Below are 25,232 nucleotides of genomic sequence, written 5' to 3' on the forward strand. Positions count from 1 at the left end.
AATTTCGTATCTTTGAGCATTCAATTCTGTATTGATAAACCAAAAAACTCTTTCATAATTCGTACTAATTTTGCATTAATCTGAATAGCAATCATACTATTGATAGATTAATCCCTTATCAAAAATGAGTCAAAAAGTAAGTAATCAGCTCTTAGCACAACTTGCTGGTACGCTTGAAGGTGATTTCCATTACGATACCGTAATGCGTACCTTGTATGCGACCGACGCTTCGGCCTATCGTGAAATGCCTACCGCTGTTGCTATCCCAAAATCGGTAGAAGACATCAAAAAACTTATTGCTTTTGCTGCCAATAATGGTTCCTCCATTATTCCTCGTACCGCTGGTACATCGCTTGCTGGACAGGTTGTTGGTGACGGTATTGTGGTAGATGTTTCTAAAAACTTTACGAAAATCCTCGAAATTAATAAAGAAGAACACTGGGTGAGAGTACAACCAGGGGTGGTACGCGATGTGCTCAACATGGAGCTCAAAAAACATGGCTTATTCTTCGGGCCTGAAACCTCTACTGCCAACCGTGCTATGATTGGCGGGATGGTCGGAAACAACTCATGTGGCTCCAATTCAGTAGTTTATGGGTCTACCAGAGACCACCTATTGGAAGTGCACGCTATTTTAGCAGATGGTTCAGAAACCGTTTTTAAGTCAACTGACAAAGCTAACTTTAGCGCTTTGGTAGCTACAGCACAGCAAAAAAATGGCTCTGCAACCCTGTTAGACAAGATTTATCTCAAAACTAACGATATACTCAGCGATTCAAAAAATCAAGATGAAATCCGTGCAGAATTTCCTAAGCCTACCATCGAACGTAGAAATACAGGATATGCATTAGATATGCTTTTGAACTGTGAGCCATTTACACCAAATGGAAAACCGTTTAATATGTGTGAACTGATTGCTGGATCAGAGGGTACACTTTGTTTCATCACCGAAATCAAAATCCATGTAAACGATTTACCTCCAAAAGAAATTGGTTTATTATGTGTTCATTTCAATACTATAGACGAAGCTCTTAGAGCCAATCTTATTGCGATGAAATACAAGCCATCTGCTTCGGAACTGATGGATCACTATATCTTAGAATGTACAAAAGCTAATCCTGAACATCGTCAAAATCGTTTCTTTGTAGAAGGCGACCCTGGTGCTCTTTTGGTAGTTGAGTTACGTGATAATGATGTTTCAGAAATTGAAAAGCAAGCTGCTGCTATCGAGGCTGAAATGCGTGCTGCAGGCTTTGGCTATCATTTCCCTCGTGTTTATGGTGCTGATACCAAGCGTGTTTGGGATTTACGCAAGGCTGGTTTAGGACTACTATCAAACCTTCCGGGTGACGAAAAAGCAGTAGCTGTTATCGAAGACACAGCTGTGGATGTCAATGACCTCCCTGAGTTTATCAAAGAATTTAATGAAATTCTTGCAGCCAATAATATGTATTGCGTGCATTATGCACACGCAGGCTCTGGCGAACTTCACCTCCGCCCTATCATCAATTTAAAGACAGAGGAAGGCAATAAACAATTTAGATTGATTGCAGAAGAGATTGCTACTTTGGTAAAAAAATTCAAAGGTTCTCTTTCTGGAGAACATGGTGATGGTCGTTTGAGAGGTGAATTTATCAAACAGATGGTTGGTGACCACAACTATCAATTGATGAAAGAAATCAAAAAGGTATGGGATCCTAAGAATATCTTCAATCCAAATAAAATTGTAGATACTCCTCCAATGGATACGTTCCTACGCTATACGCCAGGACAAACTACCCCAGAATTCAAAACTACTTTCCGTTTTTACGACCAAGATATCTTGCAACATGCCGAACAATGTAACGGTTCGGGCGACTGTCGTAAGACGCATATGTCTGGCGGAACTATGTGCCCTTCTTATATGGCTACTCGCAATGAGAAAGAAACTACTCGTGCTCGTGCCAACATATTAAGAGAGTTTTTGACTCGTTCGGACAAAGCCAATCGTTTTGATCATGAGGAAATCAAGGAAGTGATGGATTTATGCTTGGCATGTAAAGGCTGTAAATCTGATTGTCCATCGAACGTAGATATGGCAAAATTGAAGATGGAATTCTTGCACCAATATTACAAGGATAATGGAGTACCTCTTCGTAGTAAAATGATTGCCAATTTCTCTAAGCTTTCAAAAGTTGCTTCTTATGTGCCTTGGGCTTATAATTTGGTATTTGACACGCCTGCACTTCGTAAAATTGCTAATAATATCGTCGGATTTCACCCAGAGCGTACTATGCCTCTTTTGGCAAAAGAAACTTTCTTAAATTGGAATAAAAAGCGTTCAAAATCGACGGGATTAAGCAAAAAAGTATATCTATTTGCTGATGAATTTACGAATTACAACGACGTAGAAATCGGTAAAAAAGCAGTTGAGTTATTAGAAAAACTGGGATATGAAGTCGTTATTCCAAACCATGTAGAATCTGGACGTCCGCAGCTATCAAAAGGTTTATTGGACGATGCAAAAGCATTGGCAACGAAAAACGTAACCTTACTAAAAGATGTTATTTCAGAAAATACGCCTTTAGTAGGTATTGAACCATCAGCAATTCTAACTTTCCGTGATGAATATCCTGATTTAGTAGACGATAACTTATTAGAAGATGCTAGAAAATTAGCAAAAAATACCTTTATGGTAGAAGAGTTTTTGGCGAAAGAAATTGATGCTAAACGTATTGATAAGTCTTTGTTTACAAGTGAAAAACGTTTGATAAAATTACACGGTCACTGTCAACAAAAATCACTTTCTAGCTTAGTTCCTGCTAAAAAAGCGCTTTCATTACCGAGCAACTATGAAGTTCAATTGATTCCAAGTGGTTGTTGTGGTATGGCTGGTTCGTTTGGCTACGAAAAAGAACACTTCGAGCTTTCTAATCAAGTAGGTGAATTAGTGTTGTTCCCAACAATTCGCCAACAACCGGATGAAGTAATCATTGCAGCTTCAGGTACAAGTTGCCGTCACCAAATCCATGATGGTACTGGTCGTACAGCTTTGCATGCGGTTGAGATTCTTCACGCAGCCTTGAAATAAGGCAAGTAGTTTATAGAAAAGAGTCTGAGTATCTGTTAAAATAAAAGATATTCAGGCTCTTTTTATTGACACCATTTTGTTCTAAATTCCTGCATCTAATGATCTAACACTCACCTGATGAGGTTGAGGATAGGTGATTAATTTAGAAAAGTCTACTTTCCAAAAATCTAAATCCAACAGCTTGCCATTTGAATCTTTGGTAAGCGTAATCACCACAGGTGTTCCATCAGAATCTACATACTCTACCTGCACCAAATCACCATCATAAAGATTAGGGTCGTCACCCATACTTATACTCCCCATTTTGCCCCCTTCATATTCTACAACATCTTCACGAATGGGATAGTGTGCAGTAGTAAAGCCAATCAATCCTAAAAGATGCTCTACTAATGCTCGCTCTTGCGGTCTAATTTTTCTTGTATCTTGACTCATTATTTTTGTTCTTTCAATCGTTTATCGTTTCAGAATACTTTTATTTTAACTATAAATGATACCCGTTGGCTCAAAGCTACAAAGATAAAACATTGTCTTTGTAGGAAAACATCTAAATTGCATTGGATTCAGTTTTATAGTTTCTGCCAAATCTTCTTTTAAACATTCAACAACAGATGATGAAAAAATTAATTGCCTTAGGTTCATTACTTGCCTTGCATTGGAGCAGTCAGGCACAACAAAAATCTAATTACAGTCAATACGACCTTTTTAACCCACTTTTTAATTACACTTTGTCAACGCCTACTCGCAGTGGAACAGGATCCCCTGGAGCTACATATTGGCAAAACCAAGCAGATTATAAAATCAATGTCTCACTCGATGATCAAAAAAATGTTTTGGATGGCGACGTAGAAATTACCTACAAAAATGCTTCGCCCGACAAGCTTAATTTTCTTTGGTTACAACTTGATCAAAACCAATTTAGTAACACATCTCGTGGCTCGGCTACTACGCCTATTTCTGGCGGACGCTTTGGCAATGTGAATTTCAACGGGGGATATACCATCAAGTCTGTGACAGTCGATGGTAAGCCTGCGGAATTTGTGGTAGAAGATACTCGTATGCAAATTCGTTTGGCGAATCCAATGGCTGAGAAAATCGGCTCGGCGAAAATCAAAATTGTATATTCTTTCCAAATCCCTAAATATGGCTCCGACCGTGTCGGAATGCACGAAGCACAGCAAGGAACTGTTTATGAAATTGCTCAGTGGTATCCTCGTATGTGTGTATATGACGATGTTGAGGGCTGGAACGTTCTGCCTTATCTGGGTGCAGGCGAATTTTACCTCGAATACGGTAATTTTGAATATGCCATCACCGCTCCTGCATCACATATTATTGTAGGTTCGGGCGAACTTACCAATCCATCTGAATGCTGGACAGGTGAACAACTTAAAAGATTAGCACAAGCGAGCAATAGCGATAAGACTGTCATGATCAGAAGTGCGGCAGAGGTTATAGAGGCTAATTCAAGACCTAAATCTGAAGGCAAAATTACGTGGAAGTTTAAATGCAGTACAGCACGTGACGTAGCCTTTGCTTCTTCAAAAGCATTTGTCATTGATGCTGCTAGAATTAATTTACCAAGTGGTAAAAAATCATTGGCTATGTCTGCCTATCCCGCAGAATCAGGTGGAGAAAAAGGCTGGGGACGCTCAACAGAATACGTAAAATCTTGCTTGGAGTTCTATTCAAAATGGTTGTATGAATACACCTATCCTGTGGCTACCAATGTGGCTGGTTCAATCAGCGGTATGGAATATCCTGGAATTGTTTTTTGTGGTAGTACAAGCACAACACAAGGTCTTTGGGGCGTAACAGACCACGAATTTGGACATAACTGGTTCCCAATGATTGTAGGTTCAAACGAACGCAAATTTGCATGGATGGACGAAGGTTTTAATACTTTCATCAACTTTTACTCGACCGACGATTTTAATAATGGCGAATACAAAGGTTATAAGATGGATATGCACCAAATGGCAAAACAGCTATTCCGTGAAAGTGCAGAGCCTATCATGAATATTCCCGATGTATTACAATCGAGCAATTTGGGCTATGAAGCCTATTACAAACCCGCAATTGGCTTAAAGATTTTGAGAGAACAAGTTTTAGGAAAAGATAGATTTGATTATGCCTTCAAGGAGTATATCAAACGTTGGGCTTTTAAACATCCAACACCTTATGACTTTTTCAAAACGATAGAAGATGCCTCAGGTGAAGATTTGAGCTGGTTTTGGAGAGGTTGGTTTTACGAAACTTGGAAACTTGATCAAGCTGTAAAAGATGTTCAGTATATCGAACAAGACCCTAAAAATGGAGCCGTTATTACCATTGAAAATCTTGAAAAGCTAGCCATGCCTGTCGAGGTTGAGCTGGAAATGGTTGGTGGCACTAAAGAACGTATCAAACTTCCTGTTGAAATCTGGCAAAGAGGAAACTCTTGGACTTTCAAAACTTCCACCACCTTGCCTTTGAAGTCTGTGAGTATTGATCCAGACCATGCTCTTCCTGATTTTAACTCTAAAAATAACGTTTGGAGACCTTTGAACGTAAAGGCTCAAAAACCAAATTAGGAAATAAATAATCATCCTATCTATCCATAATAAAGGGGGAGCAACACCATGTTGTTTCCCCTTTATTATGGATACCCTTTTCTCATTTTTAAGGCATTTGTACAGAAAGTATTGCTATTTTCTTTAATTTCAACGATTCAGAATCTAATCATTTACCTCCTTTTCAAATGAATAACCTAGATTGGCTATCAATAGCTCAGAAACTTCAATCAATTGCCCAAGCGGGTATTTTCTATGCGGCTGACAAGCCATATGACCTTGAACGATACCAAGAAATCTCTGATTTAAGCGTAAAAATCATGGAGAAATTAACGGATGAACCTGTTGAAAAAATCATTAACCTATTTGCAAGCGAACGAGATGGTTATCAAACTCCAAAAGTAGATATTCGGGCTGTCGTTTTTAATGAGAGGGGGCAAATCTTGATGGCCAAAGAAACAGTAGACGGTAGATGGTCTTTGCCCGGCGGCTGGGGCGATGTAGGATATACGCCATTTGAAGTAGCTGAGAAAGAAGCTTGGGAAGAAACTGGTCTTAAGGTAAAAGCCGTGAAACTATTAGGAGTTTTTGACAAACGAAATCATGCCCATCCTCCGCAGGCTTGGTATGTGTACAAGCTTTTTATTTTATGTGACATCATTGGTGGAGAATTAAACGCACATACTCAGGAAACATCAGCAGTAGACTTTTTTGATAGAGATAATATTCCTCCTCTTTCGGTGGATCGCATAGTTGAAAGTCAAATCACTAAAATGTTTGAATACTACGACAATCCAGAGTTACCTATTTACTGTGATTAATGGTTTAGAAAATGTATATATTTCCTTATTGAGTAAATTGAGATTGAGAGAATGAGTGATTATTCCTGAAATCTACATTTTAACAGTAAAGACACAATATTTACACCTTAAGCCAAATCATATATAGCATAGTAGCATCAAAAAAGCGGTCGAAAAAATATTTTCAACCGCTTTTTGATAAAAACTTGGAGAATAGTCCTAACCCTAAAATTAGGGATGACTAATCTTTATATTTATGCTGTTATTTAGGACTAATAACAGGAACTTCTACCTGTACTAATGAACTAACTGTAGCTCCCTTCGTGATGGCTGGCTCCCAATTAGGCATTTTACTCAAAGCGTCCAATACTAATCCTGTAGAATTGATGTCAGAGGCTTTCATGAGCTTAAAGCGCTCGGTACGTCCATCTTTACGCACAACAAACTGCACTATCACCTTATCTTGCTTTTCTGCATCAGACAGCTTTTTAGAGGTTTTCAGTGTCTTGTCTAAGTATTTTAATAATGACTTTGACCCTCCAGGAAATACAGCTACTTGATCTGGTTTGGAAAATACTGAATCACTGTAAGCTTCTTCTTCAAGCAAAGAGAGCACTCGCATTCCTCTTGAATTATATTGTTTTTTCTCTTCCTCCGTTAAAGTTACCTCAGGAACAGCCTCTTTTACGACATATTCGTACAATCCACCTTCGGATTTAGCGCCGCCTACTGGCACAGATTTTGATTCTTCGACTTTTGGAGCAGGCTTTTGCAATACAATCGTTTCTTTGACCTTTGCTTTTTTGTCCATAATCGAACGTAATGCAGCCTCGTCATCCTCATCATTTTCATCATCGTACGATACATTTGTAATGATGTAATCACGATTAGAGGAACTAAGCTTCAAATCTGGAGTTTCGGTTTTTACCGATTCGACTAAAGCAAAAGATGATAACAAAGAAGAAACTGATAATAGAACAGGTACATCACTTATACTCGTATAAGGATTGGCAGGTAACACAAAAGCTTGATTGGCGGGTAGCTTCAATGTAAACTTACTACTGTTTTTCTTTGAGGATTGAGCAAATGTATTGGCGGTATAAATGCTTAAAATACTTAGGACTAAGAGATACTTTCTTTTCATTTTTTTAATAAATAGTCTTAACGTGTGGGTAATACATCTATACGTACAAATTTTATGCCATTCGACTATGAGGTTTATGAAATAAAAAAGGTGAAGCAAGCTTCACCCTTAAATCGTACTCAAATCTTTACTTAACTCATTATCAAGGATATTGTAATTTTATCACTGTATCCTTTTTAAAATAGCGTTGTATCGTAACATCTAAGCTTCCTTCTTTTTTAATTAGGGTGTTTTTAGGACTCACTTTATCCCAAAAGTCACCTTTCTCTTCAAATAAATCTACAATCTTTTTCTCCTTAGTGCTATCATTCACAACTTCAGTAATCTCAAGTAAATAATGGGTTCTTGCCGAATCAATTACGTTGGCCCATTTTTTGGTAATTTTACCGTTCCAAGCCATTTGCTTTATATCTCCAGCTCCTGTAACAGTTTTATTTTTGTTACTACTTGTTAAATAATCAATCCCATAAACCACCAGCACCACCAGAAAAATCAATGGTGTAATTTTACCATTTAAAGGATTTTTCTCTTGACCAGTCGAGCTATTGCCTGATCCGCCCATCAAATCTCCAAAGAAAGGCATTTTTAACTTTTGACGAGGTGGACGACGGCGTTGAGGAGTTTGTTCCATGATATTCAATAACTTACCTATTCAAAAAGGCGTTTTAAGTGATTTCTAAAATATGACAAATCGTTTTATTATGCAATATTAATTATAACGAAATTGTTTTTAAAAGGTTCTAATGAACTAAATTTGTAAGTAATTAATTTTCTGTAGGAATACCAATAGGAATTTACAGGCTTTGTGTTTGAAAAAATACCCTATTTTAAAACCTCATTTAATAATCTCTAAAGATTAACGAATACGAACAAAATGATAAATTATTTAACCAAGGCAGTTACAAAATTCTTTGGTACTAAGTCAGAGCGTGACATCAAAGAATTAATGCCAATTGTAGAAAACGTCAAAGTTGAATTCGCCAAACTTTCTAGCTTGACAGACAATCAACTTCGTCAAAAAACAGTTGACCTTAAAGCCCTTATTCAAGAGCGTTTAGCCAAATATGATGCTGAAATTTCTGATTTCAAATTGGAGATTGAAGGTAATCCTGAAATGTCGGTTGATGTTAAAGAAAATATCTTTAATCAAATCGACAAGTTGGAAGTTGATCGTAACAAATCGTTAGAAGTAGTTTTGATGGAAATTCTTCCTCAGGCATTTGCGATTGTAAAAGAAACGGCTAGAAGATATACGGAAAACAAAAAACTTGAGGTTACTGCAACTCCTTATGATATTGAGATGGCTAGCCGAAAGAAAAACGTTGAGATTGTTGGAGACACCGCCATCTGGCATAACAAATGGATGGCAGCTGGTAACGAAATCGAGTGGAATATGATTCACTACGATGTACAGTTGATCGGTGGTATTGTATTGCACCAAGGTAAAATTGCAGAAATGGCAACTGGGGAAGGTAAAACGTTGGTTTCTACCCTACCTTCATTCTTGAATGCTTTGGCTGGACGTGGTGTACACCTTGTAACTGTAAACGACTACCTTGCTAAACGTGACTCTGAGTGGAATGCGCCATTGTTTGAATTCCATCAAATTACGGTTGACTGTATTGATAAGCACGAACCAAACACAGACGCTCGTCGTAAAGCCTATTTGGCAGATATTACATATGGTACAAACAATGAATTTGGTTTTGACTATCTACGTGACAACATGGCTCGTAGCCCAGAAGAACAAGTTCAACGCAAGCACCACTATGCCATGGTCGATGAGGTTGACTCCGTTTTGATTGATGATGCTCGTACTCCATTGATTATCAGTGGACCAATGGCTCGTGGAGATGAACAAGATTTCGAAATTTTCAATCCGCTAGTAGCTCGTTTGGTAGATCAACAAAAACGTATCGTTCAGGAGTTATTGGTAGAATCGAAAAAGTTAATTGCAGCAGGAAAGAAAAAAGAAGGTGGTTTGTCATTATTCCGTGCTTTCCGTGGTTTGCCAAAGAGCCGTCCATTGATCAAATTCTTGGGAGAGGTTGGTGTGAAGCAAATCATGCAAGAAACAGAATCTATCTACCTTGCCGAAAACCAAAAGTTAATGCCTGAAGCAGATGCTCCTTTGATGTTTACCATCGAAGAGAAAAACAATCAGGTTGAATTAACGGAAAAAGGTCTTGAGTTTATGGCAAGATTGATTGACGATGCCAATTTCTTCGTTATTCCTGATTTGTCTGTTGATTTGAATACCATCGAAAAAGATGCAGAATTAAACGAACACGATCGCTTGGTTAAGAAAGAGGCTTTGATTCGTGATTATTCAGCCAAAACGCAACGTATTCACACTGTAAACCAATTGCTCAAAGCTTATACTTTATTTGAAAAAGATGCTGAATATATCATCGATGAAGGTAAAGTAAAAATCGTAGATGAGCAAACAGGTCGTATCATGGACGGTCGTCGTTATTCTGACGGTTTACACCAAGCTATTGAAGCTAAGGAAAATGTAAACATCGAAGATGCTACGCAAACTTATGCTACTATTACCCTTCAAAACTACTTCCGTATGTATCACAAACTTTGTGGTATGACGGGTACTGCCGAAACTGAAGCAGGTGAGTTTTGGACAATCTATAAATTGGACGTTGTAACAATTCCTACGAACAGAAAAATCTCTCGTAATGACCACGAAGATAAAGTTTACAAAACTGTTCGTGAGAAATACAATGCTGTAGCTCAAGAAATTCAAGAAATGGTAGAAGCTGGTCGCCCTGTACTTGTGGGTACTACTTCTGTCGAAAACTCTGAGTTATTGAGCCGTATGCTTACAATCCGTAAGATTCAGCACAACGTACTCAACGCGAAACACCACGCACGCGAAGCCGACATTGTAGCAGAAGCTGGTCAAGCAGGTAAAGTTACAATTGCAACCAACATGGCTGGTCGTGGTACAGACATTAAGTTATCGCCAGAAGCTAAGACTTCTGGAGGTTTGGCTATCATTGGTACAGAACGCCACGAGTCTCGCCGTGTCGACCGTCAGTTGAGAGGTCGTGCGGGTCGTCAGGGTGACGTAGGTTCATCTCAATTCTTCTTATCGTTGGACGATGACTTGATGCGTAAATTCGGTTCAGACCGTATCGCGAAAGTTATGGACCGTATGGGTATGGAAGAAGGGGAAGTAATCCAACACTCTATGATTACTTCGTCGGTAGAACGCGCTCAGAAAAAAGTAGAAGAAAATAACTTTGGTATCCGTAAGCGTTTGTTGGAATATGATGATGTAATGAACTACCAACGTAATGCCATCTACAAACGTCGTCAGAATGCTTTGTTTGGAGAACGTTTATCATTGGATATTGCCAATACAACATTTGATGTTTGTTCGGATATCATCCAAAACAATGTTTCTTATGATGAAGTAGAGCTTCGTGTTATTGATATCTTAGGCATGGTGCCTCCATTTGACCGTGAGGAATTTGCCAAATTAAATACGCAACAACGTACAAATCGCTTGTACGATGCTGCTGAGAAACACTATACCGCTAAGAATAAGGCTTTGGCAGAAAAAGTAATTGACTTTGCACAAGAAGCTTTATCTCAAGGTTATCAAGGTATCCAAGTACCTATTACTAATGGCGTATTAGTAACAGGCGTATTTGCAGATGCCAACGAAACGCTTGCAACAAATGGTAAAAAGGTAATTTCTGAAATGGAGAAATTCATTGCATTGAGCCTTATTGACCAGGAGTGGAAAGAGCACCTTCGTGATATGGATGACTTGAAACAATCGGTACAGAATGCAGTATTTGAACAAAAAGATCCATTGTTGATTTACAAATTCGAAGCTGTTAAATTGTTTGAACGTTTCTTGAGTCGTATCAACGTAGATACTGTTAGCTTCTTGATGAAGGCAGATATGCCTGATTTTCAGCAAGCAGTAGAACAACCAGTTGTACAACAAGTACCTGCACCACAACCAAAACTACAAACCCAAAAAGATGAAGCTATTTCATCTTTGGTAGGTGGTTTGGCTGGTACACTAGATTCAGGTCTTGATTATATCGACCCAAGCGCAGGTCAGCATACTGAGAAAGTTGCTCCAAGACAAGCCATCAAAATTGCAGATCGTAACCAAAGAGTAACTGTTCAGTATCAAGATGGTTCAATCAAGGAAAACGTAAAATACAAAACTGTTGAGCAAGATGTAGAGAAAGGCATAGCAGTAGTGATTGCATAACAAAAACAAAAAACGCCCGCAAAACGGGCGTTTTTTTGTAAATTAACCATTTTTATATTAAGTTTTATATCTAAAATTCCCATCATCGGGATTTTGAAGTCACAAATATTTTACAAAGGTATATTTTTTCTCTAAACGATTCAATCATAATATAGCTTTTCGAATGATATTACTCTTTTATCCACACAATAAGGCCTTTCCATAATTTATAACACTACTTCTCCAAAGTATTAAATTAATTTTATTATTTTTGAAGTCTATTATACATATAAGCATATATCTCTTCCAATCAATTACATTAATCATTACATAGCTAAGGCTTTATTTTTATAATAGAGTGAAAAGCCAGCTAATATACTTTATACAACCACAGGGCTTTTTAAACCTTCGATAATACTAGTGAGTCAATTGTTGTTATTGGATACTTTCAGTTCGGATGCGGGCGATTTAACAGTATTTGAAAAAATACTCCCCGGGCATATAAGACGTGTGTTTTATATTCAGGGAAAAGAGGATTCGGTTCGAGGTGGGCATCGTCACAAAGAAACCTGGCAGGCCTTAGTATGTATTTCTGGAAGTTGTCGTGTTCTCAATGATAATGGCTTCAAACAGGAAGAATTCATACTAGATACGCCTCAAAAATGTTTAGTCTTAGCACCAGAGGATTGGCACGTAATGGACCAATTTTCTAGTGATGCTATTCTATTGGTTTTGGCCAATCAGTTTTATGACAAAGAAGACTACATTTACGAACCCTACCCTCAATCGACCATTACAACCGTATGATTATCCCCTTTTTAAGCCTTCAAAATACCAATAAGCCTTATCATGATGATTTAAAAAGGATTTTCTCGGAAAAACTTGAAAAAGGTTGGTTTATCTTAGGTCAAGAATTAGTTGAGTTTGAAAATCGTTTTGCTTCTTATTGTGAAACCAATTTCTGCCTAGGTGTAGCCAATGGATTAGATGCTCTCACGATTATCCTCAAGGCCTGTAAATATCCTCCTCAGGCTGAAGTTATTGTACCAGCTAATACTTACATCGCAACTATTTTAGCTATCATCAATGCTGGACTAAAACCCATATTAGTCGAACCTTCACTAGATACCTATCTGATTGATCCTAATCAAATAGAACAAGTAATCACAACACATACAAAAGCAATCATGCTTACACACTTGTATGGCAAATGTTGTGAGATGACTGCTATTCATGCTATTGCCGAAAAACATCAACTTCAAATCTTTGAAGATGCAGCGCAAGCTCATGGAGCTACCTATTTAGGCGTAAAAGCTGGTAACTTAGGAGATGCAGCTGGCTTTAGTTTTTATCCTTCTAAAAATCTCGGAGCATTAGGTGATGGTGGTGCTATTACTTGCAATAGTGAGTCACTTGCCAACGAATATCGACAACTTCGAAATTATGGTTCATCTCAAAAGTATGTCTTCGATGAAGTCGGACTCAATAGTCGTTTAGATGAAATACAAGCTGCTTTTTTATCTCTAAAACTAGAATATTTGGATGTAGAAAATCAGTATCGTCAAAAAATTGCCCGAAATTACCTAGAGCAAATTCAAAATTCTTCCATCATTCTTCCTCCATCCAATACAATCGATGAAGATGCGTGGCATTTATTTGTGATTAGAACCCCTCATAGAGATAAATTACGTTCCTATTTAGCAGAGAATGGTATCGGAACAGACATTCATTATCCCATTCCTCCACACAAACAAAAAGCGCTTTCGGAATTCAATCATTTAAGTTTTCCGATTACAGAAAAGATTCATCAAGAAGTACTCAGTATTCCATTAAACCCTACTTTGCAGGAATTAGAAGTTGAGTATATTATCGAAAAAATCAATTATTTTAACGGTTAGAGATTCTTCTTAGGAAATCTTTTTCAAAAGTTAACATCCTTTCATTTGAGATATGCTATTATCAGTTGTAATTCCTGTCTATAAAGGAGCACAATCTATTGGTTCGTTGGTGAGTAAATTACATGAAACCTTACAAGGTATTTCTTTCGAAATTGTTCTTGTAAACGATGGAAGTCCTGACAATTCCGAGGAAGTTTGTACCGCGTTGGCACTCCGATATCCACGAGTAAGCTTTATCTCTTTACGTAGAAATTTTGGAGAATTCAATGCTGTAATCTGCGGCCTTAATCATACGAAAGGACATTTTACGGTAATCATCGATGATGATTTTCAGAATCCTCCCAGTGAAATACTAAAGCTTTTGAACAAAGCTCAATCTGATAATTTAGATGTAGTTTATAGTTATTACGAAGACAAAAAACATCATTATGTTCGCAATGTTGGAAGCTGGCTCGTTAATCAAATGACAACATACCTTTTCGGCAAACCCAAAGATTTGTACTTGTCTAGTTTTAAACTCATCAAAAAGGAAGTTGTAACCGAAATTTGTAAATACACTGGCCCTTACCCTTACATCGATGCCTTAATTTTTCGAGTAACCAAAAACGTTGGTCGTGTTTTGGTCGAACACCACGCACGCACCGAAGGCCAATCCAGCTATACTGTTCAAAAATTGATTGCTTTGTTCCTTTCCATTCTTTTTGGATATTCACTTTTACCTGTTAGAATCATCCTTAGTACTGGACTTATTTTATTGGGTACTAGCTTCGTATTTCTTTTAATACAACTTCTTGGTTTTGTAGACTTTAGTGCTACTTTTCATGCCATTTGTATCTTAGGAAGTATTCAGGTAATTGGACTAGGAATCATTGGAGAATACGTTGCCAAAGACTTTTTGACCCAAAATAATCATCCACAATTTGTCATCAAATCAAAACATATCAACCATGCTGAATAGTAGCCACGAAGAATACAAAATGATGTTTGAGGTAGAAGAAAAACTATGGTGGTATCAAACGCTACATCAAAGGGTTTTGGAAGGTATTGTTGAAAATTTTGGGCAAAATAAAGAAATTCAAATATTGGATGTTGGTGCTGGTACAGGAGGTTTATTAACTTTTCTTCAACGACTAGGATATACTAACATTCAAGGTATAGATTATTCTGAATCGTCGCTGAGTTTTTGTCAACAGCGTGGATTAAAAGTTCAGAAGATGAATGCAGCCGAAATAGGCAATCATTTTCCCAATGAATCTTTCGATGTAATCATTTGTAATGATGTTGTATATTGTCTTGAATCAGAGGCTATTAAAAGCACTCTAGCTGGTATTGCAAAGTTACTTCGTCCTAAAGGTGTTTTTTTAACCAATAACAATGCCTTTAATATGTTTTTTGGCACTCATGATATTGCAGTAGGTGGCAAACACCGTTTTACCAAATCGACTTATGCGCAGTATTTGCCAACTACGTTGACTATAGAAAAGCATACTTATTGGCCTTTTTTCTTATCTCCACTTATTTTGGCGGTACGTCAGTTACAACAACTACAACTTAAATTAAATTTGATTGATAGAACACAAATTGTTTCGGATGTATCTCTTCCCAATGCAGGCATCAATCAATTTTTTTATCAGTGTTCGAGGATAGAGCGAAAGCTATTTAGTTCAACGCCATTTGGTAGCTCCGTTTTCCTGACTATCAAGAAGTAACTATTTTTTCAAAAGGTATTTATCAAAAATCCGCCTTTTTTTAGACAATACTCTTTAATTGCCGTAGAGTCACCATAAGCATTTTCTTGAAAGGAAAGCATTGAGTTATAGTGTCCAATAAAAGGTTTTTCAATCGTAGTTTGCGGAGTATTCGATGACATTCCTTGTACTACAAAACTTCTGACAGACTGTAATCCACCTAACAACAAATAACATGACAGTATATACGCTCCGACACGGCGTTTTTTCCACCCCTTCATCACCCAAATGCATATACCTGTGGACATAATGGTGTAGGCAGGAATTACTCCTCTTACATTGAGGTCATTATACAGCCCAATCCTATAAATCCCCAAGATTATAATAAAGCACATACTTCCATAAATCAATGGACTCCACTCAAATAACTCTGTTCGGATAAAACAATACCAAATACCAACGTTTGCCAGCACATATATGGCGTAATATACGATCCACAAAGAAGTTCCAGTCTGCCAAATAAATCCAGTATTGCCACTATTGACCCCCTCGGTGCTGATAAAGTAAATCATAAGAGGTAGGAAAGCCATCACTAAGCTCGTCATCCCCAATAATTCAGGAAGTTTTTCTTGCTGGAAAAGTGTTGGAAAGTCTTTTAAGAATAATATCAATACAAAAGGGAATAGACCAATACTCGCTAAAGGACTCCAATACATAGTTGACAGTAGCATTAACAAAAGTTCTAGTCGATTAACTTTTTTGCTTACAAATGCCTCCAGAACGAAACAAGCTCCTAATACTGCTGGCAAAGTATGTTGAGGAGCCCAAGCCCAATTATCTTCAAATTTGGACAGTACAAGATAAAAGTCATTGATAAGAATAAAATAATGTGGAAAAACCTCTCGATGCCAGCCAATCAAATCAATCAGCGCATATATAATCCAAGCGTTAGGAAATATAATAACCAGTATAACCAATAAGCCTCCATTTTTTTCACGAAGGTGCTGATCCACAATAACACAAAAAATAAACCTATGACACTCCATCCTAACGCAAAATAACGAGCACTCTCCAAAGAAAACCATTTTGCGAGTTGCGCCACAGGCAGATAATATCCTAGGTAATAGCACATGTGTACTTTGTAGTGAGTATAGTACAAAGGCCAGTCATGCTGAATCAAGTCATGATACTTGAAATTATTCGCAATAAAGTCTGATTCTTGTCTTTTAAATTCACCTATTCCCAAAAGTACATTCACGCCTATTGCCAAGGCTAGCATTCCAAAAATATGTACCCAACCACGATATTGAGAAGACACTTCCCGAACGCTGTTAGCCGCATCTTTTTTGCATACCAAAAGAAGTACGCAATTATCAAGATACTGGCACTCAGCCCCACAGCAAGGTTGACCCACGTTAGTAAAAACAAGATAGATGGAATAAGAAGATAAATAAGAGAAGCGTACTTTAAGGTTCGAATCAAGTTCATAATCAGGTAAATGAGGCAAATAAAAGGGCCTTTTCGGCCCTTTCAACTTTATAATAATACTATTTCGTCGGCGTTGGCTACCTCAAAATTTTGGGTTTTGAGATTTTGCGCTATCACTACAGAAGATTCTCTGGCTCTTGCTATTGCTATCACGTGAGTTGATTGATCTAGAATTTCAAAAACCTCTCCTCTTTCAAATTCTCCATCAACTGCGGTAATCCCAACCGCCAGTAAACTTTTTCGTTTGTTGAGCGCCTCCACTGCGCCAGCGTCTACCACAACATTACCAGCAATAATACTTCCGCTACCGAGCCATTTCTGACGAGCAGTTAAGCTGGCTTCCTGAGGCGCAAATACTGTTCCTATATTTTCGGCAACTGCCTCGATAATGCCATCAGGCTTGTTCATACCAAAAATTACCACTTTAATTCCCATTCGGGTAGCCAAGCGTGTATAATTCAGTTTGGAAACCATGCCGCCCAATCCTAAAGCTGATTTATCGGTATCTACAAACCCTAAGATTTTCTCATCAATTTGTTCTACAAAAGGAATAATCTGTTTTTGGTCATCGAGCAAGCCTCCTACAGATGTACAAAGCAACAAGGCTGATGCTCCAAATCCCGTAGCAATTAGTGTAGCCAATTCATCATTATCCGAAAACTTCAACTCTAAATTACTTACTACGTCATTTTCATTGGCAATCGGAATAATGCCGTTATCCCACAACTCTTGGTAGGTTTCTTTCAGTTGCAAAAACTGATTGCGATTAGCAAAGTGTTGTCGCTCGCAAAGGCTTTGAGCAATTGCAATGTCATATTGAGAAAAATAATTGGTGTATTTGGCCAACAATAAAGGGTTACCGATCGCTGCCGCAGCTTTACGCTCGGTGATTGTTCCTTTGTATTCTTTGATAAAGCCTTTTCCCGCTCCTACTGCACCCGACGATACCAATACGATATGATAATCCTGATGAAGAATTGCTACTTGTCGAGCAATTTCTTGCAAAACAGCCTCGTTCAATTCTCCACTTTTATGCGTAATGGAGGCCGTTCCAAATTTGATAACTAAAACTGGTTTTGACATTTTATATAAATTCTATCATACTGGGGTTAACAGAACAATGTGTTCTTACAATAACTGTTGAAAGTTATACCACAAAGATAGAGGAATGAAAAAACAAAAGAATGATAAGCATTGATTTTCATATCAATCAACTCATAATCCTTCTTCTTGATTTGGATCAAAATAAATACTAGGAGTATCAGGAACAAAACTTCTAGGTTGCTGAATTGCTTTACGTAATAAGATTAAATAATCTTCACGAGGAATTTCGATAGCACCATATCTTTTCACATTGTCATTAATAAACTGTGTATCGAGTAACTCATATTGCTGTTTTCGCAGATTTTCGATTAAATAATGAAAAGCCACTTTCGAAGAATTAGGTTCTAAATAAAACATAGATTCGCCAAAATATACCCCTCCTATTGCCACACCGTAGAGTCCTCCCACAAGTCTGTCACCTACATAAGCCTCTACAGAATGAGCCATGCCCATTTGATGCAAATCACAATAGGCTTGTATTATTTCCTCCGAAATCCATGTTTCAGGCTCGCCATTTCGGGGCAATGCACAATGTCGCATCACCGCTTCAAAATCTCGGTTGATATGAATATCAAACAAATTTTTATTCAATATTGGTCGTAAAGACTTTGCGGGTTTATAGGTGTCGATAGGAATAATGGCACGTGGGTCTGGCGAATACCAATACAAAGAGCCATCGGTATCGGCCATTGGGAATATACCATTCATGTATCCATACATCAAATCTTCCGCTGTTAATTCATCCATTTTTAATATCTATCAATTGGCAATTCTACGTTTTATTAGGGCCAAAGAAATGTCTAAATATCTAAAATTCTTCCGCTCTGTCACTCAAATGCTTCAAGTTTATTGGTGCCTCTCCAATCAATTTTAGGGAATTATTAGCAAATTTCCAAACGCAGCCTCATTAAGCTATTATTGGGCATGATTAAGTATAAATACTCCCAAAAAACATTTAATAAGTCCAATAAATGAAACATTATAGCGATATATGATGTTAAATTTTCAAACTATTAAAAAAAACCTTGCATCTTACATTTTGTTTTGGTAAACTTTGCACGATTTTTAGTTTTAATACTTACAAAAAACAACAGGTCGTCTTAAATTAAGTAAAAAAACACTTGTGCTTTCAAGCAATTTTCACACAACCTTACAATACCATAGTGAAAAACCTTTTTTTACATATCATCGTTGAGCCTACTGCGTTACCACGCAGGCGACCATTCTTTTTTAGGGTTTGACCCTAACTCTTCCTTTGCTTGCCTATGTGGCAGGTTATCTCATTATCTAATTTATTTTCTGTTTTTATCGAATTAACTCCTTGAACCGTAGCAGGTTAACGCTATCGCTATCATTCAATGAATCAATATAAAGTTCAGGTCGCATCCGCTGAACACTTACATCTGGCTGAGGCTATTTGCCTTGAAATGGAAGAATCCGCTAAAGCACGCGGAACAGGAATCGCTAAGCGTTCTCCACAATATTTACGTGATAAAATCAACGAAGGAAAGGCTATCATCGCTATCGATGATAACGGTGCTTTTGTTGGCTTTTGCTATATCGAAACTTGGGAGCACGGTAAATTCGTAGCTAACTCAGGTTTGATTGTAAAGCCCGAATGGCGTAAATACGGTGTTGCAAAGGCTGTAAAAGCTAAAGCATTTGAGCTATCTCGTAGCAAGTATCCTGATGCCAAAATCATTGGTATTACTACCTCGTTGGCAGTAATGAAAATTAATTCAGAATTGGGTTATGAGCCTACCACTTTCAGCGAACTACCTGTTGACGATGCCTTCTGGAAAGGTTGTCAGTCATGTGTCAACTATGATGTACTTTCACGTACCGACCGCAAGCACTGCTTGTGTACAGGGATGATTTTTGACCCAGAGTGGGAGAAAAAAGCCAAACAACGTGAAGCTGAAACCCTTGTTACAAGTGAATCTGAGCCTGCACGTGGCAATTGGGACTTCTTGAAAGATGTAAAAGTACTTGAACGTTTACTTTCTATTAAAGAAAAAATGTTCTTGAAAATGGCAGAAAGAAGCAAAGAGCGTAAGTTAAGAAGAGGTATTGCCTAATAAAAAGCCAAAATCAAGCATTAATTGAAGTGTATCTTGATCATATAAACAACCAGAAAGTAAGGTACTGTTAAGCCATTCTTTCGAAATAAAAAAATGAGTAAACCAAAAGTATTATTAGCATTTTCAGGAGGCCTTGATACCTCTTTTTGCGTGAAATATCTTTCAGAAGACCGTGGCTATGAAGTACATTCTGCCTTGGTAAACACAGGAGGTTTTTCGGCAGAAGAATTGAAAGACATTGAAGAAAAAGCCTACGGATTGGGCGTGGTATCACACGTAACATTGGATGTAGTTGAAAAATACTACAACGATTGTATTCGCTATATGGTATTTGGTAATGTATTGAAAAACAATACCTATCCATTATCAGTATCTGCCGAACGTGTTTTCCAAGCTACTGCCGTGGCAGAGTATGCTAACCAAATTGGTGCTAAAGCCATTGCTCACGGAAGCACAGGAGCAGGCAACGACCAAGTACGTTTTGACGTTGTATTCAGAATTTTATCTCCAGAGGTAGAAATCATCACTCCTATTCGTGATCTTAAATTGTCGCGCGAAGCCGAAATCGAATACCTTAAAGAAAAAGGCGTGGTAAGAGAATGGCATAAAGCGGCTTACTCAATCAACAAAGGATTGTGGGGAACATCAGTTGGAGGGAAAGAAACACTTACTTCTAATGGATATTTGCCAGAAGAAGCTTGGCCAACACAAGTGACTAAGTCAGGCGAAGAAACAGTAAAATTACATTTCGAAAAAGGTGAATTAGTAGGTCTTAATGGTGAAGCTTTATCACCAGTTGACGCCATAGTTAAGCTTAATGAAATTGCAGCACCTTATGGTATTGGTCGTGATATCCACGTGGGAGATACAATCATTGGTATTAAAGGTCGTGTAGGTTTTGAGGCAGCAGCACCATTGTTGATTATCAAGGCTCACCACTTGCTTGAAAAACATACATTAACGAAACAACAACTTTACTGGAAACAAAACATTGCTGAAATGTATGGCACTATGCTACACGAAGGACAATTCTTGGAACCAGTAATGCGTAACTTCGAAACTTTCTTGGCAGATACCCAAGATAATGTATCGGGTATTGTAGAAATTCATTTGGCGCCATACCGCTATTTTGTAGTAGGTATCGAATCACAGTATGACCTTATGTCATCTGTATTTGGTTCTTATGGTGAAATGAACAATGCTTGGTCGGGAGATGATGTCCGAGGATTCTCTAAAATTGTGTCGAATCAAACAATGATTCACCGTAAAGTTACAGACTTAGCCCAACAGCAATAAGAATATTTGTTTTACTTCATGCGACAAATTTTCGTGTTTAGCTTGGGCTACACACGAAAATTTGTCGCATTTTTTATCATATAAAAAACATGATTAAAGTAGGAATTATCGGTGGTGCAGGATATACAGGTGGAGAGTTACTCAGAATTTTAATCAATCACCCAGAAGTAGAAATTACCTTTGTCAACTCAAAGTCACAAGCTGGAAAACCTGTTTATGCTACGCACACAGATTTGTTGGGCGATACCGAATTGGTATTTACAGACGAATTGCATACTAATATCGATGTAGCATTCCTTTGCTCAGGACATGGCGAGTCGAAAAAGTTTTTGGAAGCTAATCCTGCCTTTAAGGAAATTAGCATTATCGACCTAAGTACAGACTACCGTGACCAATCTGAAGGGTTTGTTTATGGTTTGGCAGAATTACAAAGAGACAAAATTAAAGCCGCCAAGCATATCGCTAACCCTGGATGCTTTGCGACTTCTATCGAATTAGCCTTATTGCCATTGGCTTCGGCAGGATTGATTCAAGATGCTATTCATATTTCGGCAGTAACTGGCTCTACGGGTGCAGGCCAGTCGTTATCAGCCACAAGTCACTTCTCTTGGCGAAATAACAATATTTCTATTTACAAGGCTTTTACCCATCAGCACTTGACAGAAATTGGCATGACGCTCAATGAACTTCAAGCTGATTTTGATCAGCCTATCAATTTTATTCCGTACCGTGGTAACTTTACAAGAGGCATCATGGCAAACGTTTATACAAAGTTTGATGGTACTTTAGCGGAAGCGAAAGAATTATATAAAAACTACTATGCCAATCATCCTTTCACTACAGTAAGCGATACTGCAATAGATGTAAAACAAGTAGTAAATACCAATAAGTGCCTGATTCATTTAGAATTACACAATAGCAACTTGTTAATTTCTAGTATCATCGACAACCTTACCAAAGGAGCATCAGGTCAGGCAGTACAAAATATGAATCTAATTTTTGGGTTACCAGAACGAACTGGTTTGGGGTTAAAAAGTGTTGGTTTTTAATATTATGCTTTACTCCGAGTTGGAAATTCTGGTGTAGGTTATATTCAGACTGATTTATATCATCTTTCCAAGTCGAGTGAATGCTTAATTTTGAATTTGGAGGTGACTCATCAAAAATTTCAACGATTGAGTCACATTCTCTTTACCAACAATTTAAATAATCACTCTCTCAAAAATGAAAAAGCTAGTACTATTATTAGGACTGATTTTACCAACCCTGTGCATCGCTCAAGAAAAACAACCATATAGTCGCAAAGGACAAGGATTTGTTTATTGGGGATACAATCGCTCCACTTATACTAAATCTGACATTACGTTTATTGGTCAAGGATACAACTTTACTTTACATGATGTAGTAGCAAAAGATGCGCCTTCACCACTTGGTCGCGAATATTATGACCCAGCGCTTTTCTCAATTCCTCAATTCAATATTCGTGGGGGATATTTCTTTAGCGACCACTGGGCAGTATCTATCGGTTGGGACCACATGAAATATGTGATGGTCAACGACCAACAGAGCACTATTTCAGGAACTATTTCGGCACAGGTATCTAATCCAGCCATTACCGTAAATCCTGCCTACGTAGGCACTTTTGACCATAAGCCTATCACTGTTAACTCAAAAGATTTTTTAACCTTTGAGCATACCGATGGCTTCAACTTTGCCAGTGTTGACTTAGACCGTTATGACAGACTATGGAAGGCAAAAAATGGCGTTCAAGGGCTAGACTGGATTGTAGGTGGTAGCGTAGGAGCCTTTGTTCCAAGAAGTGACGTTCGCTTATTTACAGTAGGCAAAAACAATTACTGGAATGTTGCTGGTTATGGATTTGCATTAAAAGCAGGCTTACAATTTGATATCACCAAGCACGTTTTCTTACGCAACGATATCAAAGGAGGTTTTTCTCGTCTAAACGATATTAGAACCACAGGACGTGATGGCGATTATGCTAAGCAAAGCATTTGGTATTTAGAAGATTATTTTGTTTTAGGCTTCACTATTGGCAAAATGAAGAAGTAGTAAAAATAGACCCAGTCTATTCTCTTCTTTACTTTTGGGAGCCATTTTCACTATCTCAAAACTCACAAAGAAATGAATCTATTCAATGTTTATCCACTATATGATATCGAGCCTGTAAAAGCAAAAGGCAGTTATTTATGGGATAAAAATGGTCAAGAATATCTTGATTTATACGGAGGTCACGCCGTGATTTCTATTGGTCACTCGCACCCGTACTATGTTGAGAAACTTACAACTCAATTGAATAATATCGGTTTTTACTCTAATTCTGTAAAAATTCCTATTCAAGAAGAATTAGCGACTAAATTAGGTGAACTATCTGGTTACGAAGATTATGCACTATTCTTATGTAACTCAGGTGCTGAGGCTAATGAGAATGCGCTGAAAACGGCTTCTTTTTTTAATGGTCGTAAAAAAGTAGTTGCATTCACCAAAGCATTCCACGGACGTACTGCTGGTGCTGTAGCTGTAACAGACAACAAGGCAATTGTCGCTCCAGTTAATTATTCTGAGCATGTGACTTTCTTACCATTTAATGACATTGAAGCGTTAGAGCAAGGTGTAACAGAAGAAACTTGTGCAGTTATCGTTGAAGGTATTCAAGGAGTTGGAGGTATTCAGGTAGCATCAGAGGCTTTTTTAAAAGCTGCTAGAGCGATTTGTGATAAGACTGGCGCTGCTTTAATTCTTGATTCAGTACAATGTGGCTACGGTCGCTCGGGTAAATTTTTCTCACATCAATATGCTGATGTGCACCCTGACCTTATCACTACGGCAAAAGGAATGGGTAATGGATTTCCTATTGGTGGCGTGTTGATTTCTCCGAAGTTTCAAGCAAAATTTGGGATGTTGGGTACAACCTTCGGCGGCAACCATCTGGCTTGTGCGGCAGGAGTTGCTGTTTTGGACGTTATGAAACAAGAAAATCTAATTGAAAATGCGTCAAAGATGGGCGATTATTTAATGAGTAATCTCCAACAAATTCAAGGGATCAAGGAGCTTAGAGGTAGAGGACTAATGATTGGTATTGAATTTGAGCAACCTGTAGATGAAATCAGGGATACGCTTTTATTTAAACACCACATATTCTGTGGCTATGCAGGAAAACACACTTTACGTTTATTACCAAGCTTAGCTTTGGGACAAACCGAGTGTGATAGATTTTTAGAAGCACTTCAAAGCGTTCTAAAATAGATATACAGTTACTGGAAGTGAGTAGTATAAGCTACTTGCTTCCTGTTTGAACAGGCTCTTCTTCGGAAATAATCTTATCGATAATATTCTTCCACATTTTCTCCTCTTTTTGTGATTTATTCACCAGTAATTCACGTTTTGAACTTTCTTCCCAAACGCGCTTGAGTCGTAAATACGTCAGATTATTAATTATATTTTCATTCCGCCAGAGTTCTATTTCTTGTTCTTCATCTTTGGAGGCTCGACCTTCAAAGTGTTTGACTAAAAGTATATATTTGACTCTTAACATGTAGTGCGGGATAGTCGAAGCCAAAAATTAGACAGAGAGAAATTACTAACTTTTACAACTAGCTATCTTAAGGAGTTTAATAAATAAGTTCTATAAAATAATGATACCTGTGTGTAGATGGCGACTACACGTTTCATTATAAAAGACTGAAAAACAGTTCAGAAGTAACATTATAAACTAAAATTAATTCATAATTATTTTATTATTCTTTAGTTAATCTGACATAAATCAGCATAAAACCCCAGATGTGCAATATTTAATCAATCTATCAAACAAAACTTTGACAATCAAACGATTAAGTTTTGCGTATTATTCAGGTAAAGCTAAGTATTT

The 25,232-nt window shown here is 37.7% G+C and carries 21 protein-coding genes; 13 read left to right on the forward strand and 8 right to left on the reverse strand.

Annotated elements, in window-relative coordinates; genetic code table 11:
• Positions 1-124: 124 nt before the first annotated feature.
• Positions 125-3,070: an FAD-binding and (Fe-S)-binding domain-containing protein gene (locus BWI92_RS08605; RefSeq protein ID WP_095161958.1), complete on the forward strand. Its 2,946-nt coding sequence runs from the start codon at positions 125-127 to the stop codon at positions 3,068-3,070.
• A gap of 81 nt (positions 3,071-3,151) precedes the next feature.
• Here BWI92_RS08605 and BWI92_RS08610 read toward each other — a convergent pair whose 3' ends face one another.
• Positions 3,152-3,502 carry a DUF6984 family protein gene (locus tag BWI92_RS08610; protein WP_095161960.1) on the reverse strand — a complete coding sequence of 117 codons (351 nt, stop codon included), beginning with the start codon at positions 3,500-3,502 and terminating at the stop codon, positions 3,152-3,154.
• A gap of 176 nt (positions 3,503-3,678) precedes the next feature.
• Between BWI92_RS08610 and BWI92_RS08615 the strand changes: the two genes are divergently transcribed.
• The gene (locus tag BWI92_RS08615; RefSeq protein ID WP_095161962.1) at positions 3,679-5,640 is read left to right on the forward strand and encodes a M1 family metallopeptidase; all 1,962 of its coding nucleotides are present in this window, start codon (positions 3,679-3,681) and stop codon (positions 5,638-5,640) included.
• 167 nt (positions 5,641-5,807) lie between these two features.
• Positions 5,808-6,440 carry an NUDIX hydrolase gene (locus tag BWI92_RS08620; RefSeq protein WP_095161964.1) on the forward strand — a complete coding sequence of 211 codons (633 nt, stop codon included), beginning with the start codon at positions 5,808-5,810 and terminating at the stop codon, positions 6,438-6,440.
• A 241-nt stretch (positions 6,441-6,681) separates the two neighbouring features.
• Here the strand turns inward: BWI92_RS08620 and BWI92_RS08625 are convergent, their stop codons facing one another.
• Both BWI92_RS08625 and BWI92_RS08630 read right to left on the reverse strand, forming a co-directional pair.
• The gene (locus BWI92_RS08625; protein ID WP_095161966.1) at positions 6,682-7,563 is read right to left on the reverse strand and encodes an energy transducer TonB; all 882 of its coding nucleotides are present in this window, start codon (positions 7,561-7,563) and stop codon (positions 6,682-6,684) included.
• A gap of 142 nt (positions 7,564-7,705) precedes the next feature.
• Positions 7,706-8,194, reverse strand: a complete 489-nt coding sequence (locus BWI92_RS08630; protein ID WP_095161968.1) for a hypothetical protein — start codon at positions 8,192-8,194, stop codon at positions 7,706-7,708.
• Between the two features lie 243 nt (positions 8,195-8,437).
• On the opposite strand from BWI92_RS08630, the gene secA reads away from it, so the two are divergent.
• The 5 genes from secA (at position 8,438) to BWI92_RS08655 (ending at position 15,398) form a co-directional block, all read left to right on the forward strand.
• The gene (gene secA, locus BWI92_RS08635) at positions 8,438-11,812 is read left to right on the forward strand and encodes a preprotein translocase subunit SecA (RefSeq protein ID WP_095161970.1); all 3,375 of its coding nucleotides are present in this window, start codon (positions 8,438-8,440) and stop codon (positions 11,810-11,812) included.
• A 399-nt stretch (positions 11,813-12,211) separates the two neighbouring features.
• A complete protein-coding gene (locus tag BWI92_RS08640; RefSeq protein WP_095161972.1) occupies positions 12,212-12,598 on the forward strand; it encodes an FdtA/QdtA family cupin domain-containing protein in 387 nt (128 codons plus the stop codon).
• Positions 12,595-13,689, forward strand: a complete 1,095-nt coding sequence (locus BWI92_RS08645; protein WP_310588883.1) for a DegT/DnrJ/EryC1/StrS family aminotransferase — start codon at positions 12,595-12,597, stop codon at positions 13,687-13,689. Before BWI92_RS08640 ends, BWI92_RS08645 begins: the two co-directional genes overlap by 4 nt.
• A 52-nt stretch (positions 13,690-13,741) precedes the next feature.
• Entirely contained in the window at positions 13,742-14,647 is a 906-nt protein-coding gene (locus tag BWI92_RS08650) for a glycosyltransferase family 2 protein (RefSeq protein ID WP_095161974.1), read from the forward strand.
• Positions 14,637-15,398 (forward strand): bifunctional 2-polyprenyl-6-hydroxyphenol methylase/3-demethylubiquinol 3-O-methyltransferase UbiG, encoded by a 762-nt coding sequence (locus tag BWI92_RS08655; protein ID WP_095161976.1) that lies wholly within the window; start codon positions 14,637-14,639, stop codon positions 15,396-15,398. Before BWI92_RS08650 ends, BWI92_RS08655 begins: the two co-directional genes overlap by 11 nt.
• Before the next feature lie 8 nt (positions 15,399-15,406).
• Here BWI92_RS08655 and BWI92_RS08660 read toward each other — a convergent pair whose 3' ends face one another.
• The 4 genes from BWI92_RS08660 to aat form a co-directional block, all read right to left on the reverse strand.
• On the reverse strand, positions 15,407-16,390 hold the full coding sequence (locus BWI92_RS08660) for a hypothetical protein (protein ID WP_176464380.1): 984 nt from the start codon (positions 16,388-16,390) through the stop codon (positions 15,407-15,409).
• Positions 16,303-16,884 carry a hypothetical protein gene (locus tag BWI92_RS08665; RefSeq protein WP_095161981.1) on the reverse strand — a complete coding sequence of 194 codons (582 nt, stop codon included), beginning with the start codon at positions 16,882-16,884 and terminating at the stop codon, positions 16,303-16,305. The genes BWI92_RS08660 and BWI92_RS08665 overlap by 88 nt, the downstream gene beginning before the upstream one ends.
• Positions 16,885-16,913: 29 nt before the next feature.
• Complete coding sequence (gene proB, locus BWI92_RS08670) at positions 16,914-17,948, reverse strand: glutamate 5-kinase (protein WP_095161982.1); 1,035 nt, start codon at positions 17,946-17,948, stop codon at positions 16,914-16,916.
• A gap of 132 nt (positions 17,949-18,080) precedes the next feature.
• Positions 18,081-18,716, reverse strand: a complete 636-nt coding sequence (aat, locus tag BWI92_RS08675) for a leucyl/phenylalanyl-tRNA--protein transferase (RefSeq protein ID WP_095161985.1) — start codon at positions 18,714-18,716, stop codon at positions 18,081-18,083.
• Positions 18,717-19,327: 611 nt separating this feature from the next.
• Between aat and BWI92_RS08680 the strand changes: the two genes are divergently transcribed.
• From BWI92_RS08680 to BWI92_RS08700, 5 genes are all read left to right on the forward strand, one after another.
• On the forward strand, positions 19,328-20,047 hold the full coding sequence (locus BWI92_RS08680; protein ID WP_095161987.1) for a GNAT family N-acetyltransferase: 720 nt from the start codon (positions 19,328-19,330) through the stop codon (positions 20,045-20,047).
• Between the two features lie 96 nt (positions 20,048-20,143).
• Positions 20,144-21,346 carry an argininosuccinate synthase gene (argG, locus tag BWI92_RS08685; protein ID WP_095161989.1) on the forward strand — a complete coding sequence of 401 codons (1,203 nt, stop codon included), beginning with the start codon at positions 20,144-20,146 and terminating at the stop codon, positions 21,344-21,346.
• A gap of 89 nt (positions 21,347-21,435) precedes the next feature.
• Positions 21,436-22,395 (forward strand): N-acetyl-gamma-glutamyl-phosphate reductase, encoded by a 960-nt coding sequence (argC, locus tag BWI92_RS08690; RefSeq protein ID WP_095161990.1) that lies wholly within the window; start codon positions 21,436-21,438, stop codon positions 22,393-22,395.
• Positions 22,396-22,570: 175 nt separating this feature from the next.
• Positions 22,571-23,416, forward strand: coding sequence for a hypothetical protein (locus BWI92_RS08695; RefSeq protein ID WP_095161993.1), 846 nt, complete (start codon positions 22,571-22,573; stop codon positions 23,414-23,416).
• Positions 23,417-23,488: 72 nt separating this feature from the next.
• Positions 23,489-24,610 carry an aspartate aminotransferase family protein gene (locus BWI92_RS08700; RefSeq protein ID WP_095161995.1) on the forward strand — a complete coding sequence of 374 codons (1,122 nt, stop codon included), beginning with the start codon at positions 23,489-23,491 and terminating at the stop codon, positions 24,608-24,610.
• A 31-nt stretch (positions 24,611-24,641) separates the two neighbouring features.
• Here the strand turns inward: BWI92_RS08700 and BWI92_RS08705 are convergent, their stop codons facing one another.
• Positions 24,642-24,923, reverse strand: coding sequence for a hypothetical protein (locus tag BWI92_RS08705; protein ID WP_095161997.1), 282 nt, complete (start codon positions 24,921-24,923; stop codon positions 24,642-24,644).
• Positions 24,924-25,232 lie beyond the last annotated feature (309 nt).

The organism is Flectobacillus sp. BAB-3569 (assembly GCF_002270355.1).
Lineage (GTDB): Bacteria > Bacteroidota > Bacteroidia > Cytophagales > Spirosomataceae > Flectobacillus > Flectobacillus roseus.

Coding starts and splice junctions, on each gene's coding strand:
- BWI92_RS08605 (WP_095161958.1), top strand. CDS start 125: ATGAGTCAAAAAGTAAGTAATCAGCTCTTAGCACAACTTGCTGGTACG.
- BWI92_RS08610 (WP_095161960.1), bottom strand. CDS start 3,502: ATGAGTCAAGATACAAGAAAAATTAGACCGCAAGAGCGAGCATTAGTA.
- BWI92_RS08615 (WP_095161962.1), top strand. CDS start 3,679: ATGATGAAAAAATTAATTGCCTTAGGTTCATTACTTGCCTTGCATTGG.
- BWI92_RS08620 (WP_095161964.1), top strand. CDS start 5,808: ATGAATAACCTAGATTGGCTATCAATAGCTCAGAAACTTCAATCAATT.
- BWI92_RS08625 (WP_095161966.1), bottom strand. CDS start 7,563: ATGAAAAGAAAGTATCTCTTAGTCCTAAGTATTTTAAGCATTTATACC.
- BWI92_RS08630 (WP_095161968.1), bottom strand. CDS start 8,194: ATGGAACAAACTCCTCAACGCCGTCGTCCACCTCGTCAAAAGTTAAAA.
- secA (WP_095161970.1), top strand. CDS start 8,438: ATGATAAATTATTTAACCAAGGCAGTTACAAAATTCTTTGGTACTAAG.
- BWI92_RS08645 (WP_310588883.1), top strand. CDS start 12,595: ATGATTATCCCCTTTTTAAGCCTTCAAAATACCAATAAGCCTTATCAT.
- BWI92_RS08650 (WP_095161974.1), top strand. CDS start 13,742: ATGCTATTATCAGTTGTAATTCCTGTCTATAAAGGAGCACAATCTATT.
- BWI92_RS08655 (WP_095161976.1), top strand. CDS start 14,637: ATGCTGAATAGTAGCCACGAAGAATACAAAATGATGTTTGAGGTAGAA.
- proB (WP_095161982.1), bottom strand. CDS start 17,948: ATGTCAAAACCAGTTTTAGTTATCAAATTTGGAACGGCCTCCATTACG.
- aat (WP_095161985.1), bottom strand. CDS start 18,716: ATGGATGAATTAACAGCGGAAGATTTGATGTATGGATACATGAATGGT.
- BWI92_RS08680 (WP_095161987.1), top strand. CDS start 19,328: ATGAATCAATATAAAGTTCAGGTCGCATCCGCTGAACACTTACATCTG.
- argG (WP_095161989.1), top strand. CDS start 20,144: ATGAGTAAACCAAAAGTATTATTAGCATTTTCAGGAGGCCTTGATACC.
- argC (WP_095161990.1), top strand. CDS start 21,436: ATGATTAAAGTAGGAATTATCGGTGGTGCAGGATATACAGGTGGAGAG.
- BWI92_RS08695 (WP_095161993.1), top strand. CDS start 22,571: ATGAAAAAGCTAGTACTATTATTAGGACTGATTTTACCAACCCTGTGC.
- BWI92_RS08700 (WP_095161995.1), top strand. CDS start 23,489: ATGAATCTATTCAATGTTTATCCACTATATGATATCGAGCCTGTAAAA.